14 protein-coding genes are annotated in these 15,103 nt (G+C 61.2%); 11 read left to right on the top strand and 3 right to left on the bottom strand.

The window, feature by feature from the left end; genetic code table 11:
* Positions 1 to 6 precede the first annotated feature (6 nt).
* The gene (alr, locus tag HK22_RS04740) at positions 7 to 1,110 is read right to left on the bottom strand and encodes an alanine racemase (RefSeq protein ID WP_086648520.1); all 1,104 of its coding nucleotides are present in this window, start codon (positions 1,108 to 1,110) and stop codon (positions 7 to 9) included.
* Between the two features lie 226 nt (positions 1,111 to 1,336).
* On the opposite strand from alr, the gene HK22_RS04745 reads away from it, so the two are divergent.
* From HK22_RS04745 to spt, 5 genes are all read left to right on the top strand, one after another.
* On the top strand, positions 1,337 to 2,704 hold the full coding sequence (locus HK22_RS04745; RefSeq protein WP_086648521.1) for a lipopolysaccharide biosynthesis protein: 1,368 nt from the start codon (positions 1,337 to 1,339) through the stop codon (positions 2,702 to 2,704).
* A complete protein-coding gene (locus tag HK22_RS04750) occupies positions 2,701 to 3,831 on the top strand; it encodes a hypothetical protein (protein WP_062110312.1) in 1,131 nt (376 codons plus the stop codon). Before HK22_RS04745 ends, HK22_RS04750 begins: the two co-directional genes overlap by 4 nt.
* Positions 3,831 to 5,642 (top strand): fatty acyl-AMP ligase, encoded by a 1,812-nt coding sequence (locus tag HK22_RS04755; protein WP_174694410.1) that lies wholly within the window; start codon positions 3,831 to 3,833, stop codon positions 5,640 to 5,642. The genes HK22_RS04750 and HK22_RS04755 overlap by 1 nt, the downstream gene beginning before the upstream one ends.
* 114 nt (positions 5,643 to 5,756) lie before the next feature.
* Positions 5,757 to 6,011 (top strand): acyl carrier protein, encoded by a 255-nt coding sequence (locus HK22_RS04760; RefSeq protein WP_062027581.1) that lies wholly within the window; start codon positions 5,757 to 5,759, stop codon positions 6,009 to 6,011.
* On the top strand, positions 6,008 to 7,201 hold the full coding sequence (gene spt / locus HK22_RS04765) for a serine palmitoyltransferase (RefSeq protein WP_086648522.1): 1,194 nt from the start codon (positions 6,008 to 6,010) through the stop codon (positions 7,199 to 7,201). Before HK22_RS04760 ends, spt begins: the two co-directional genes overlap by 4 nt.
* A gap of 36 nt (positions 7,202 to 7,237) precedes the next feature.
* Here spt and HK22_RS04770 read toward each other — a convergent pair whose 3' ends face one another.
* Positions 7,238 to 8,176 carry a hypothetical protein gene (locus HK22_RS04770; protein ID WP_086648523.1) on the bottom strand — a complete coding sequence of 313 codons (939 nt, stop codon included), beginning with the start codon at positions 8,174 to 8,176 and terminating at the stop codon, positions 7,238 to 7,240.
* On the bottom strand, positions 8,169 to 9,134 hold the full coding sequence (locus HK22_RS04775; RefSeq protein WP_231865217.1) for a diacylglycerol kinase family protein: 966 nt from the start codon (positions 9,132 to 9,134) through the stop codon (positions 8,169 to 8,171). Before HK22_RS04775 ends, HK22_RS04770 begins: the two co-directional genes overlap by 8 nt.
* A 120-nt stretch (positions 9,135 to 9,254) precedes the next feature.
* Between HK22_RS04775 and HK22_RS04780 the strand changes: the two genes are divergently transcribed.
* Genes HK22_RS04780 through HK22_RS04805 form a run of 6 tightly spaced genes read left to right on the top strand, consistent with a single transcriptional unit; the run spans position 9,255 to position 15,096 of the window.
* Complete coding sequence (locus HK22_RS04780) at positions 9,255 to 10,208, top strand: metallophosphoesterase (RefSeq protein WP_086648524.1); 954 nt, start codon at positions 9,255 to 9,257, stop codon at positions 10,206 to 10,208.
* The gene (locus HK22_RS04785; RefSeq protein WP_062027588.1) at positions 10,205 to 11,359 is read left to right on the top strand and encodes an LptF/LptG family permease; all 1,155 of its coding nucleotides are present in this window, start codon (positions 10,205 to 10,207) and stop codon (positions 11,357 to 11,359) included. The genes HK22_RS04780 and HK22_RS04785 overlap by 4 nt, the downstream gene beginning before the upstream one ends.
* Positions 11,356 to 12,465 carry an LptF/LptG family permease gene (locus HK22_RS04790; protein WP_198945481.1) on the top strand — a complete coding sequence of 370 codons (1,110 nt, stop codon included), beginning with the start codon at positions 11,356 to 11,358 and terminating at the stop codon, positions 12,463 to 12,465. Before HK22_RS04785 ends, HK22_RS04790 begins: the two co-directional genes overlap by 4 nt.
* The gene (locus HK22_RS04795; protein WP_062110317.1) at positions 12,462 to 13,277 is read left to right on the top strand and encodes a sterol desaturase family protein; all 816 of its coding nucleotides are present in this window, start codon (positions 12,462 to 12,464) and stop codon (positions 13,275 to 13,277) included. The genes HK22_RS04790 and HK22_RS04795 overlap by 4 nt, the downstream gene beginning before the upstream one ends.
* Positions 13,274 to 14,029 (top strand): nucleotidyltransferase family protein, encoded by a 756-nt coding sequence (locus HK22_RS04800; RefSeq protein ID WP_077802556.1) that lies wholly within the window; start codon positions 13,274 to 13,276, stop codon positions 14,027 to 14,029. The genes HK22_RS04795 and HK22_RS04800 overlap by 4 nt, the downstream gene beginning before the upstream one ends.
* The gene (locus tag HK22_RS04805; protein WP_086648525.1) at positions 14,026 to 15,096 is read left to right on the top strand and encodes a glycosyltransferase; all 1,071 of its coding nucleotides are present in this window, start codon (positions 14,026 to 14,028) and stop codon (positions 15,094 to 15,096) included. Before HK22_RS04800 ends, HK22_RS04805 begins: the two co-directional genes overlap by 4 nt.
* Positions 15,097 to 15,103: the final 7 nt, after the last annotated feature.

A 15,103-nucleotide genomic window follows, 5' to 3' on the forward strand; every position in this document is an offset into this window, starting at 1 on the left:
GACAGGTTAGCCCGCCGGCACATAAACACGATGAAAGCGGCTCCCCAGCGCGGTCAGGACTTCGTATCCGATCGTCCCTGCGGACCGTGCCAGCGCATCCACATCCTGCTGCGGGCCGAGAACGGAAAGCACATCTCCCGCTTTCAGGTCGCCAGGCGCTTCGGTCATATCCACGGAAATGCTGTCCATTGAGACACGCCCGATAACCGGGAGCCGCGTTCGGCCATACCAGACACTCGCCTGACCGGCCTGAGCACGGAAAAACCCGTCTGCATATCCAAGGCCGAGCGTGGCAATCCGCGTGGCTTTCGGGGCCGTCCAGCTCAGGCCATATCCCACCCGGTCTCCGGCCTGTATCGTCCGGATCTGTGCAATCCGTGCATCGAGCGAAACGACTGGCGCGAGAACACGACGTCCTTCGGAAGGCGCAATTCCATAAAGGGCCGCGCCGGGCCGGATCAGTTCAAAATGATAGTCCGGACCAAGAAAAATTCCCGATGATGCCGCCAGAGAGCGGGGAACACCGGGAAAAGCCGCTGCCATCGTCACGAAACGCTGTCTCTGCATCTCGTTGGCCGAGCTGTCAGGCATATCCGCACAGGCCAGATGGCTCATGACGAGTTGCAGGTTCAGCCCGTTGAAGAGGGCGGGTTCCGCCAGATCCTCAATGCTCAGACCGAAGCGCGACATCCCGCTATCGAACTGGAGCGCTGCCGGAAAAGCCTGCCCCGCCTGTTCACAGAACCGTTTCCAGCTCCGTACCTGATCGAGACTGTTCAGAACGGGGATGAGGCCGTGAGCCGCCATACTGCCCTCACAACCCGGCATGAAGCCATGCAGCACGAAAATCCGTGCCTGGGGCAGCACAGCCCGCAGCGCAATGCCTTCATCAAGATGCGCGACAAAGAATGTTCCGGCACCCCGCCCAGCCAGAGCCTGCGCCACCTGCGCCGCTCCCAGTCCATAGGCATCCGCCTTGACCACCGCGGCACATTCAGCCCCCGCGCCGAGCCCGGCTACAAGATCGTAATTATCGGCAATGGCCTTCAGGCTTACGGTCAGCCATGCCCCCGCCCTGGCGGATGCGTCGTCCTGAGAAAATATGTGCATGGGGCCGTCCGCAAGGATGTAATGCCCCTTTATGGCACTCCCGTCGCACGAAGCAACGTTCTCGCCCCTCTTTCCAGAACGGAGATTCTGCGCAACAAGACGCTCTTGTCCGTATAAGAACGCAATTTTCCGTCACAAAAAGTGAGTTCAGATTTCCGGGGAAACGCCTATTTCTGTTCCAGACCGGCGTTAACGACAAGACTGTCACGAAAGTTTCCATAAATTGATGTCAGACGACTCATCGTCTTCCCAGGCAGCGAGACCCGGCGGTATCCAGCGTGTCATGAGCAATCTGGGCGTCCTTCTGGGGGGGCGCGCCGTGAACGCTCCGTTGAGCCTTCTTCACATCTGGCTTGCGACCCATCTGCTGGGCAGCTACGGCTTCGGGCTCGTTGCGATGATGTATGCCTTCGCGCGGACGATGGGTGATATCGTTGACTTCCAGTCCTGGCAGACCGTTCTGCATTACGGTCTGAAACCCCTGACGCAGGGGGACCGTAGCAGTTTCCAGAAAATCGTCTCCTTCAGCCTTCTTCTGGACACTTCGGGAGGGCTTCTGGGCTTTGGTGGCGGCGTTCTCATCAGTCTTCTGGCCATGAAATTTCTGGGATGGCCACCCCAGATCCATATCATCGGCGTCGTCTACTGCGTTTCCATTCTCTTTATGGCGTCCGCGACCGCGACCGGTCTGCTGCGGGTGTTCGACCGCTACGATCTGCTGGCCGTTCAGGGAACCGTCGCCACCATCGTCCGGGTCATCGGAACGGCCTCGATGGCTCTGGGCTGGGCTTCGGTAACAGCACTCGCCAGCGTCTGGATTGCCGCCGAAGCCGCCGCCTGGGGCACGATCTTCTTCATGGCGGCCCGTGAAATGTATCGCCGCGACCTGATCCGCGGACTTTTTCAGGAAATGCGCGGCATTATCCCCGAACTCCTGAGCGGACAGTTTTTTCGCACCTATCCCGGGATCTGGCGTTTTGCGCTGAACACGAACCTCAACTCCACGCTTGCCCTTGCCTTCGGACATATCGGCACGCTCGTGGTCGGCGCATTCGTTGGTCCGACCAGCGCGGGTTATTACCGGATTGCAAGCCAGATCGCCGCGGGAATCGCAAAACCCGCCACGCTGATCCAGACGACCGTTTACCCGGAAATGGCCCGGCTATGGCGTGATCGGGCCATGAACCGCCTGTATCGCATGACGGGACAGATCGCCCTGATGGCCGGGGGGATCGGGACGGCCCTGCTCCTGCTGACACTGTTCGCAGGACGCCCGCTTCTTCAGCTTTACATCGGACACACCGGAGCCACCGAAGCCCTTCCCGTCACGCTGTGGCTGCTCGCCGCCGAAGTCGTGACCGTCTGGGGCCTGCCGCTGGAGCCGCTTCTGTTTACGACAAACCGCTCTGGCGCTGCGATCGGCGCACGCATTCTCGAATGCCTGTTCTTTCTCCCGGCACTCGTCATGATGGTCCGCCAGTACGGGCTGAGTGGCGTGGGCCCGGCGACGTTCTGCGGCGTGAGCCTGCTGATCACGATCCAGCTCGTTCTCGTGATCCGCGCGGCCCGCAGCCCCGGTGGGCTTGCAGCATGAAGGTGGCCTTTCCCCTCATCGGCCAGCGCCACCAGACCCTGCACGCCCTGCCCGTTGCTCTGGAGATTTCCGCCCGCCATCCGGACGTGGCGGTCCATGTCTCCTGCCTGACCGTCAGCCATCTCGAACTGGCCCGCTCCCTCGCAACCCTCTATCCCGAGGCCCGCGTCCAGTTCGATCTGCTGCCCATCTCCCAGAAACTCCGCCGTCGTATCGAAAAGCATGGCCTGCGGGTGGTGGACCGCCTGATTGGACTGTTCGCATCCCGGCATTATTTCCGGGGGTTTGACGCCATCATCGTGCCGGAAGCGACGTCCCTGCAACTTCGCCGTATGGGAGTACGACGTCCGAAGATGATCTGGACGGGACATGGGGCCGGAGATCGGGCCATCGGATTTGCCAGCCATCTTGGCAGGTTTGATTTCCTTCTGGTTCCCGGACGCAAGGTGGAACAGCGCATGCTGGAAAAAGGGATCATCCGTCCCGGCGCCTATCACCGTGGCACCTATGCCAAATTTGATCTCGTGAGGCGCATGGATGCAAAGCGGCCGAAGCTTTTTAATAACAACCGGCCCACAGTCCTGTATAATCCGCATTTCGTACGCCGTCTGTCTTCCTGGCCCGGAATGGGACATCAGATTCTGAAGTTCTTTGCCGGACAGGACCGCTATAACCTTGTTTTCGCGCCTCATTTCCGTCTTTTCGACAACCGTCGCGAGGAAGGCGAGGCATTGCAGCGTCAGTATGGGCATCTCCCGCACATGCTGATCGACCCCGGAAGCCACCGGAGCATCGACATGACCTATACGATGGGGGCAGACCTCTATCTGGGGGATGTCAGCAGTCAGGTGGCCGAATTCATGATCCGCCCACGTCCTTGTCTGTTTCTCAATGCCCACCACGTAAAATGGCACGGAGACCCGGATTATCAGTTCTGGACGCTGGGGCCGGTGACAGAAAATGTGTTGGATCTGGGCGACAAGATCGAGAATGCCTTCGAAACGCATCCTCGTTTTCTTGAGGCGCAGCGCCAATATGTATTAGAGACATTCGAAACACTGGGTGATGAACCCACTGCTCCCGCTGCGGCGGACGCAATCGTCGATTTTCTGAAAAGGGCTGCCTGATGTCAGGTGATCCAAACGGAGCTAGTCCAGGTTTGACCGAGGCCAACCAGAACCCAACCGCCAATCCCGTCCCGACGCCCAGCCGATCCGGTCTGGAACGACGTTACGGAGATTTCCCCAGCTTTGCAGCCGCACTCGACTACGCGGCGCAGGGTGAGAGCGGATTTAACATCTATTCCGGCCGGGGGCAGCTTCTCGAAGCTCTGCCTTACCGTGTGCTTCGCGATCAGGCGCGCTCCATGGCCTGTCGTCTGCTGGGTCTTGGCCTCACGCCCGGCGACCGTGTTGCGATCGTTGCGGAAAGCGACGGCGATTTCGCCCGGATTTTCTTCGGCTGCCAGTATGCCGGCCTCGTTCCGGCGCCACTTCCCCTCCCCGTCGCCTTTGGCGGCAAGGACGGCTATGTGGCGACCCTGCGTGGCATGATCCAGAGCGCTGCGGCCCGTGCCGTCGTGGTGCCCGATGTGATCGGAAGCTGGACCGGCGACATCGTGGAGGGGCTGGATCTGGTGTTCGGCGGCTCTCCTGCCGATCTTAACCGACATGCCGAGGCCCGCGTCGAACTGCCGGAAATCTCTCCGACGGCCCTGTCCTATCTCCAGTTCTCCTCGGGGAGCACGCGCTTTCCGATGGGTGTTTCGGTCACGCAGGCGGCCGGAATGGCCAACGCCCGCGCCATTGCCCGGGACGGCCTTCACGTTCATCCGGCCGAAGACCCGCGTGATGACCGCTGCGTCTCGTGGCTGCCGCTCTATCACGACATGGGTCTTGTCGGCTTCTTCCTGACGCCCCTGACCTGCCAGCTTTCCGTGGACCTGCTGCCGACCCGTGAGTTCGCCCGCCGTCCGCATGTCTGGCTGGACCTGATCTCGCGCAATCGCGGGACGATCGCCTACAGTCCGTCTTTTGGCTACGAACTCTGCTCCCGCCGCAGCGGTCAGGCCGATCTGGACCTGTCGTGCTGGCGCATCGCCGGCATCGGCGGCGACATGATCCGCCATCATATCCTTGAGGGCTTTGCAGAGCGTTTTGCGTCCAACGGGTTCCGGGCCAGCGCTTTTGTTGCAAGTTACGGCATGGCGGAAGCGACCCTCGCCATCAGCTTCGCACCGCTCGACACCGGCATCCAGACCGATACCATTGATCTGCGCCGTCTCGAGAAGGATGGCATTGCCGAGCCTTCCAACGACCCATCCCACCCGCTGCGGACGTTTGTACTGTGTGGTGCAGCTCTGCCCGATCACCAGATCGAGGTCCGGAATGCAGCAGGCCATGATCTGGCGGACCGCCAGGTTGGAACCGTCTATGTCCGTGGACCAAGCCTGATGTGCGGTTATTTCCGCCGCCCTGACGAGACCGGAGAAGTTCTCGATGCGGATGGCTGGCTGAATACCGGCGACCTTGGCTATCACCTCAATGGTCAGATCGTCGTTACAGGCCGCGCCAAGGACCTGATCATCATCAATGGCCGCAATATCTGGCCGCAGGATCTGGAATGGTCCGCCGAAAGCGAGATCCCGACCCTGCGATCGCGTGACGTAGCCGTGTTCTCCGTAGATGGCGAGGAAGGCGAAAAAATCGTGGCCCTCGTCCAGTGTCGCGCGAGCGAGGATGCGAGCCGCAACCAGCTTCGTGACGAGGTTACGAGTCTGTTCCGTCGTCAGCACGGGGTGGATGTCGACGTCATCCTCGTTCCGCCCCGTACGCTGCCCCAGACATCCTCCGGTAAGCTGACCCGTGCCAGGGCCAAGACCATGCTGCTCTCCGGGCAGTTTGACCAGCAGCCCGAAACCACGTCTTCGGCCGCCTGAATCCTGTCCGTTCCCGATTGCCAGACTGCCTGAAAAGACAGAGGGCTGGCGAACGGGACGGGTTTGGAGCATAAGGCTTGCCCAAGATTGCACAGACATCGAGAGTTGAAGTCCATGACTGACAGCGTCACCGACATTTCCGCAATGATCATTGAGAAACTGCTTGCCAACCCGAAAGTTCCCCGGGACATCGATGGCAACAGCAAGATTGTCGAAGATCTTGCCTTTGACAGCCTGGCCGTCATGAATTTCGTTATGGAAATCGAAGACGAAATCGACGTCTCCGTCCCTCTCGACAAACTGGCTGATATCCGCACCATCAATGATCTGGCCGGCTGCCTGCATGCGCTGAAGGTCGCCCAGGCGTGATCGATATTTTCGCCAAACATGCGGGACTGCGCGAAGCTTATGGCGCCCTGACGGCGACGTCACCGCGCAATCCGTTCGAAGTCGTGATCGAGCGGCCGGTTTCCGCCAGCGTCGGCATCATCGAAGGCCGCGAAACGCTCCTGTTCGGGACCAACAACTATCTTGGTCTCAGCCAGTCGAAAAAAGCCATCGAAGCCGCCGTGGAAACGGCGGAGACGATGGGCGTCGGCACGACGGGCTCGCGCATCGCAAACGGCACTTTTGGACTACATCGCAAGCTGGAAGCCCGCCTGGCCGAATTCTTCCGTCGCAAGCACTGCATGGTGTTCTCCACCGGATATCAGGCCAATCTCGGCACGATTTCGGCGCTTGTGAACAAGGACGACATCCTGCTGCTCGATGCGGACAGCCATGCCAGCATCTATGACGGCGCAAAACTGTCGGGCGCACAGGTCATCCGCTTCCGCCACAACGATCCGGTCGATCTGGAGAAGCGTCTGGCGCGCCTGAAGGATCATCCGGGCGCGAAGCTGATCGTCGCCGAGGGCATCTATTCCATGACGGGCAATGTCGCCCCGCTGGATAAATTCGTCGACATCAAGACGCGCCACGGCGCCTATCTGATGGCTGACGAAGCCCATTCGTTCGGCGTCATGGGCGCGAATGGCCGTGGCGTTGCGGAAGTTCAGGGCTGCGAGGACGGAATCGACTTCGTGGTCGGCACCTTCTCCAAGTCGCTTGGCACCGTCGGCGGCTACTGCGTCACAAACCACGATGGCGTGGACCTGATGCGTCTGTGCTCACGGCCTTACATGTTCACGGCGTCTCTTCCCCCCGAGATCATTGCCGCCACCATGGCAGCACTCGAGGACATGCAGGAGCGTCCGGAACTGCGGACGAAGCTGCAGGACAATGCGGCGCGTCTGCATGCCGGGCTTCAGAAAGCCGGCCTCAAGACCGGCGAGCATGTTTCGCCAGTCGTCGCAGTGACGCTCGAAACCGTGGATCAGGCCGTCGCCTTCTGGAACGCGCTGCTGGAAAACGGCGTCTATGTGAACCTCTCACTGCCGCCGGCAACGCCTGACAACCGGCCCCTGCTGCGCTGTTCGGTCATGGCCGCCCATTCGCCTGAGGAAATCGACCGCGCGGTTGTTGTCTTCGGCGAAGTCGCCAGACATTTCGGGCTGTAATCCATAAAAAAGGGAGATCCAACGGATCCCCCTTTTTTATGTTTTTGAACGGTCCAACAGTTTTCGCGCACGCCACAAAAGCCGTGGCAGCATCACAAGCGGATGTCGGCTTTCAAAGGGCGACAACTGCATGTCGAAACCGGTATGGCGCTGTATTTTCCATGCTAGATAAGACGCGCCGTTTTCAAAGGTGAAAGCTGCTTTCAGCAGTCTGGCGACGTTCCGCGGACGACCGGATGTCTGTACCAGCGCCCAGCGGCGGGCGGCTTTTCGGCGCAGGGCCACACTCAGAACAGGCTCAAGGGCGTCGCCATGAGCGGAGAACTGAAGCCCTCCCCTTGCCCATCCCAGCGGCAGCAGGGCCGCATAACGCGCCTCCTGTCCTTCCAGAATGCTGTTGCCGCGCCCTTTTTTCTCAACCCGAAGTTCGGACGCATACGTATGGGCGAACAGGGTTTTCCAGAACTCCAGCGCCGTCATGGAAGGCGCCCCCAACAGGGCAGCCCAGCATGACGCCGTCGTCACACATCCCGCAATCAGAGTGAGAAGACTGTCCGCACTTTCCGGTCCGCGCACCCAGACCAGCCGGACCGGCTGACAGAAACGGGCCCAGATCGTCGTGTCCAAGGCTCCAAGACTGGTGCGGGCAGCAAACTGCTCACGGGAGAGCACTGCGATCTTTGCACGCAGAACGCGGTCCTGATACCGGAATTCCGAATACCGCACATTGGGCGGCAGCACGAGGTTTCCGGTCCGGGCGATCAGGCCGCCTGAAAATCCTTCTGCATTTTCGGTGACAATATAGAAGTCAAGAATGCCATCCGGATCGGCCTTGCGCAGAAGCGAGCCGTAAAACAGCACGCCAAGAGGCAGTTCGGGGCAGGCACGGGCTAAAGCATCAGCGAAGGCGCTGACACCCGGATCGACGGGGGTTGTCAGTTCAGCGATCAGGCGCTGTTCGAGCGCATCAGGCATGAAGGAACCGGAAGCTGGGCGCACGCTCCAGTCTCAATACGCCATCCGGCGCGGCACTGAAAACCTCTCCGTCGAGTACGAAATCGCTTTCCGTCACCAGGGTCATATCGTCCGTACGACCACTGACATAATCGGGGTGACGACGCAGCCAGCGTGGCGCGCGACCGCACAAAAGCGCCCATGTGGCCCGCAAAAGACTGTCAGGCTGTGCGCCGACATCCAGATACCGAAGCCCCTCCACATTGGGTTCGGCATCCCAGAACGGCCAGATCCCGCGTGACAGGCACGACAGCCCCGTCACCAGAAACATGAAGCTCTGCCCGTCATAGACATGTCCGCCTGTTTCGATCCGCAGCGGATCTCCCCGGAGCCAGGCTTCGCGGCTTTTGCGGAACATGAGACTGACGAACGTGGTCAGAAGGGTGATCCCTACGGCCAGATCATGCGGTGCAAAACGCAGCACCGTTGGCGAATGGGCGATGCGGACGGCCCGCGCAAATCCGGCACATCCCCCGAAAAGCCCAAGTACGGGCATGCGGTCGGTTCCGGGCCAGGAAAGGCGAACGGGCGTGCGGATGCTGGAGCGCAGAGCGCCTGCCTTCAGGCGGCGGATTGCGTCCATGCCACGCAGACCAAACCCCACGTCGCTGGCAATCAGATTCGTGTTGCCAGACGCCAGAACCACGATATCTGGCAGGCGGTCTGCGGGATAAGCGCGCGCAATAGCGGTCAGGGCTGTGCTGACCGTCCCGTCTCCGCCATCAATAATGATGGTGTCGATCCCCCGCTCGCAAAGCTGGCGGACATGGTCAGTGGTCCCTTCCCGGCTGTCGGAGGGAACGAAATCCTTCCCCAGAAGGGCCTGGGCCTCGACAGCAAAACTGGAACCGTTCCGGCGGTTTCTCCGGCTACGGGCATTATGGATCAAGGCTATGCGCACTGGGGAGGCAATCTTCATATGGCGTTCGGCTATGCGGGCGGGTCTAGCACGGCTATGATGGAACTGCCAGAACGGCACATTCCGGCAGTCCCGGGCGCCGGTTCATGGCGTGGATACTGACAAGGCCTCTTTCTGATCATGACCCCTGACCTGCCCGCAGATCCCCTCGCATCGCGGCACACGTCCCCTGTCACAACGCCTCATGTCACATTGGCCCATATTTCAGACCCGCATTTGCCCCCGCCGGCCGTTCACTGGCGCGCTGCGCTCAACAAGCGCGCCCTGAGTCTCCTGTCCTGGAAAAAACACCGCCAGTACGTCCATCTTGCGCAGACCTGCGCCGCACTGGTGAAGGATATCGGACACACCGGCGTGGATACGATCCTCGTGAGCGGGGATCTGACCAATTTCGGGACGCCTGACGAATTTGCCGAGGCCGCCCGCTGGCTGGAAGCGCTGCCCGCTCCGGCCCTTGTGATCCCCGGCAATCATGACTGCATGGTCCGGCAACCAGCTTCCGTGGGGCTGAGCCAGTGGGAACACTGGTCCGCGCGGCAATACCCGTATGTGCGCATCCAGAACGGCATTGCGATTGTCGGTGTCAATTCCGGCATACCCACAGCACCCTTCATGGCGTATGGCCGCGTCGGCCGCAGGCAGCGGGAGCGCCTCGAAGCCCTGCTGGAGCACCTTGGACAGGAGGGACTGTGCCGGGTCGTGATGATCCACCATCCGCCGAAGCGCGGCCTTGTCCCCTGGCGCAAATCCCTGCTGGACCATCGTGAGGTTGCCGCCCTCCTGCGGCGGACCGGAGCGGAGATCGTTCTGCATGGTCATTCCCATGATGCGACGCTGACCCATATCGCCGGAACGGACATTCCCCTGCTGGGCGTGGCCTCGGCCTCCCTTACGGATGAACGCCCTCACCGGCAGGCCTGCTGGAATCATCTGACAATCCACCCATATGAAGGGGGCTGGCACATTGATCTGGCCCGTCACCGGCTGGATGGTTCGGTCAGCGAACGGGCCTCTTGGAAACGGTCCAGGCAAGAACGCTCCGGGCGGAAACAGGCAGGAAGGACAGACGCGTGAAACAGCGGGCCCATATTCTGGACCGCTATCTGTTGACACAGATGGCGCCGCCGTTTGCGATCGCGCTTCTGGCGATGCTGGTCGCCCTGCTTCTCGAGCGCCTGCTGTCGCTTTTCGATTATCTCGCCTCCGCAGGCAGTTCACTTGCGACCTGCATTGCGCTTCTGACCGATCTGCTGCCTCATTATTTTGGCATCGCCCTGCCTGCGGCGCTGTGCATCGCAGTGTTCCTCACCGTTCGCGGCATGAGCGACAACAACGAAATCGACGCCCTGCAGGCCGGTCGCGTCTCGCTCATGCGGATCAGCCGTCCCTTCATGATCGTCGGCCTGCTTCTCGGGGCGGCAAGCGTGTTCCTGTACGGCTATATCCAGCCCGTTGCCCGGTATGACTATCGCGCGGGCTTCTATTTCGCGGAACATACCGGCTGGGCGCCCCATCTTCAGGCCGGAATGTTCGCCTCCACCTCCAGCAAGGCCGTCATGACCGCGGACAGTGTCAGCCATGCGGGCACCCGACTCAGACGGGTCTTTATCCGCGAAGTCAGTGCCAGTGGCGTCGCCCACATCATCACGGCACAGACCGGCGCGCTGACCATTTCGGAAAAGACGCGCAGCACGCGCCTCGACCTGTGGAACGGAGAAATCGTGGACGATCCGTTTCAGGCCACCCATCCCCACAAGCCGACGGTCACGCATTTCGAGCATGTTGTCCGCGTCATCGACCGGCCAGACAAGGAAACCGCTTTCCGATCACGCGGAGCGGACGAACGTGAACTGACCCTGCTCGAACTGGCCCATGATCTGCGCTACGGCCTGCCGGGTATCGAATACCGTACGCTCCGGGCTGAAATGGACTTCCGCATGGCCCGCGCCATCGCCATTCCCTTCATTCCTCCACTGGCGGTCGCGCTGGCCATCAGCGCACGACGGCGCAAATCCGTCTGGGGTCTGATCGCAGTTGCCGTCATCCTGATCGGGTTTGACCAGACCCTGATGTTCGGTCACAGCCTCGCCTCAACGGGCCGTCTGCCGATCTGGCTGGCAATCTGGGTGCCTGAAGCGCTGTTCTGTCTGGGCTGTCTCGCGGCCCTGCTGCGTCGGTCCCGCGGTTCCTGGCGCCGTCGCCTGCTGAAACGGGCTGTAGCATGAGCGGCTCCCAGTCTTCCATGCCGCGCTTCGTGCTCATCAAGGCGCTCAACCGGGCCCTGCTGGGCCGGTTCGTACTGTGCGGTGTCGTGCTCGTCTCCCTGCTGGAAATTCTGGCCCTCATGGAGAAGACGACGCCGATCCTGAACCGGCATCTCGGGATCCGGGGGATCCTGACATTTGCGTTCCTGCATCTGCCGGCGCTGAGCATCGACATCCTGCCTTTGGCCTTCATGGTTGGCGCGCTTTTTCTCCTCACGCAGATGACGCTGTCGAGCGAAATTTCCGCCCTGCGTGCGGCCGGACTTTCGACACCTGCGCTGTATCGCCTGCTTCTGCCCGCCGTCCTGATTGTCGGTCTCTGCGGAACCTGCGCCCAGTACTGGCTGGTCCCCGCCTGTGAAAATGCCCTCACCACATGGTGGAACAGGACAGACCCTCTGGCCGGGCAGGACGGACAGCCTGAAGACGACATTTTGTGGTTTCGCGCAGGGCCAACGCTGGTGCGGATCGGACAGATCGCCCAGGGCGGATATTTCCTGCGGGATGTGACGATCTATCACCGTGATGCCACAGGACTACTGACCGGAACCGAACATACGAATACCCTGACCTACACACAGGGCCGGTGGCACCCGGATGGGGCCCAGGATCTTTCCCTTTCCGAAGACAAGTCGTTCGTGAATGTCACAAGAGGCGACAGCACCTTCATCATTCCCGCCACCCCGTCCACCATCATGACGCTGTCCCAGAACGGGGCTTTCGTCACCCCGGGTCAGATCAGCGCCATTCTGCACAGGGGCGCCCCTGCAAGTCTGCCACGGGCCACATACCGTATGGCCCTCTTTGGCGGCATGATTTTACCGCTTGAAATTGCAGTAATGCTTCTATTGACGCTGCCGGTGATCTATATCCCTCCTCGGGCAGGACTTCGAAATCCGCTTCCGGTGTATGTTCTTGGCGCCGGAATGGGCTTCGTCATCCTGCAGGGAATGATTTCCGCACTGGGAAACGCAGGCACGCTGCCAGCACCGCTGGCTGTCAGCGTCGGGCCGCTGCTTGGCGCCCTTCTGGGTTTGACCTGGATCCTGCGGATGGAGGAACGATGAGCACTTTCACTGCACCGTGGCGCAACATGTCCGCCATCCGGACTGGCCGCAGCTTTGATCTGGGGAAGATGAACCTCTCCCAGCTCTGGTTCGCCTATCTGACCTATCCGACGATCCTGCTCTATTTCGCCCTGATCGCGGGCGCTGCCTGGGCGGCCATACATTTCTCGACCAGTCTGTGGATGACGCTCATCCCCGTCCCCGTCGTGATCGTGGTCTACCCGCTGGCCTGGTATGCGATCCACCGTTTCATCCTTCACGGACGCTGGCTCTATCGCAACCACTGGACCGCCTCCCTGTGGAAGCGCATCCATTTCGACCATCATCAGGACCCGCATCTTCTGGACGTTCTGTTCGGCTCCCCGCTGAACACAGTGCCGACGATGGCCATCATCACGATGCCGATCGGTGGTCTAATCGCAGGGTGGAGCGGTGCGTTCTGCGCCCTTTCGACCGCGCTGATCATGACCTGCATCTATGAATTCTTCCACTGCATCCAGCATCTGGCCTACAAGCCGCGCTGGAAATGGGTAGCGGACATCAAGCAACTGCACGTCCTGCATCATTTCCATGACGAAGACGGCAATTACGGCATCACAAACTATGTGCCTGACCGTCTGTTCAGCAGCTTCTACCGTGAAGCGCGCGACCGGCCCCGCAGCAAGCATGTGTTCAATCTTGGCTACGACATTGAAGAAGCACACCGCTATCCGTGGGTCATGGACCTGACCGGCTCGCCGCCGAAAGATCGCCCGGACGGGGCCCGTCCGGCCTCATCCCGCACGACACCAGACCGTAACCGCGCCGCATGAGCCTTCCGGTTCTGGTCCTCGCCGGCTCCCGGGACGGCGAGAATGATGTTCTCGCAAAACTCGGGCAGGTCTCCCACAAGGCGCTTCTTCCCGTCGCAGGTCAGCCCATGCTGGCCCGCGTGCTCGCCACCATCGCCCGCACACCCGGCCTCGGCCCTGTTACGATCAGCATCGAAAACCCGGATTGCATCAGGGACCTCGCAGGCAATGCCAGGGTCCTGCGCTCCGCCTCCTCCCCCAGCGAAAGCGTGGCCGAAGCCATCGCGCAGATCGGCACGCCCTGTCTGGTGACGACGGCCGATCACGCGCTTCTGCGCCCGGAATGGATCCAGGAGTTCCTCGCCAAGGCACAGGGCTGCGATCTGGCGGCTGGTGTCGCACTCCGCGCGACGGTTGAGCGCGACGTTCCCGGCACGAAACGCACCTACATCCACCTGTCGGACATGAGTTTTTCAGGTTGCAACCTGTTCCTGATCGGCACCCCTAAAGGCCGGAACGTCATCGAACTTTGGAAGCGCCTTCAGCAGAACCGCAAGCGCCCGCTCCGGATGGCTCTGACGCTGGGCCTCGGCACGCTGCTGCGCGCCGTGACGCGCACGCTCAACTCCGCAGCCCTGTGCCGTCGCATCCAGACACTCACCGGAGCCAATGTCCGGCTGGTGACATTGTCGGACGGCCGTGCAGCGGTCGATGTGGACAAACCCTCCGACCTGACGCTGGCTGAACAGATTCTGGCCCAGACGACCCCATGAAAATCGCCTACATCATCAATTCGCTCGAATGTGGCGGCGCACAGCTTCCCATTCCGGATATCGTGTCCGTGCTGAAAGCACGCGGCGGGGATGTGACCGTCTTCGCGCTGGCCCGCAAGGACGGCCTCGCCATTCCGTTGCTCGAAGCCGCAGGCATTCCCGTCCGCGTCCGTGAAGGCACGACGCGCGACCATATCGTGGCATATCGCTGGCTGCGCGACGAGATGGAGGCGTTTCAGCCCGACCTGATCTGGACGTCACTCAGCCGCGCTACGCTTCTGGGACAACTGGTCGCCCTACGCCGCAAGACTCCGACGGTCCACTGGCAGCATTGCGGACGCCTCAAGAAGTCGAATGCGTTTCTTCTCCGGCTGTGCCGTCCCTACACCACGCTCTGGGTCGCAGACTCCCAGTCTGTCATCACCTTCGCCGCAAAAGAGCTCGGCCTAAGCGATAATTTCGTGGCCTGGCCCATTTTCCGCGCAGACCCTGACGCGCCCATCGCAACACCGTGGAAAGAGGGCGAAATCGTACGCGTCGGCTCGCTGGGAAGACTGAATCCGGTCAAGGCCTATGACATCCTCTGCGAGGCTGTGGCCCTGCTGAAGGATCACCCCGACCTGCCGCCGTTTCGTCTTCAGATTGCAGGCGACGGCCCTCTGCATGGCGCGCTTCAGGCCCGTATCACGGCCGGCAATCTGCCGATCGACCTTCCGGGCTATACGTCAAAGCCTCTGGATTTCCTGAAAACCCTGCACCTCTACGTCCAGTCGTCGCACTGGGAAGGGATGTGTGTCGCAGGGCATGAAGCCATGACCTGCGGACTGCCGGTTGTCGCAACTCCTGCCGGGGAGCTGCCATCAAGCATTCTCGACAGAGAGACGGGACGCATCGTGCCATTCGACAATGCCCCGGCCCTCGCAGCCGCTCTGGCGGACCTGATCGGCAGACCCGCCGATCTGGCAGCAATGGGCGAACGCTCCCGCAAACGGGTTCTGGAACGCTTCGGGCCGGAAGCCTTCACCCGCAATGGGAACGCCGTACTGGATCGCATTCCGGGCTTCTGAACACCCG

Source organism: Gluconobacter sp. DsW_056 (genome assembly GCF_002153595.1).
In the GTDB taxonomy this organism is placed as follows: domain Bacteria; phylum Pseudomonadota; class Alphaproteobacteria; order Acetobacterales; family Acetobacteraceae; genus Gluconobacter; species Gluconobacter albidus.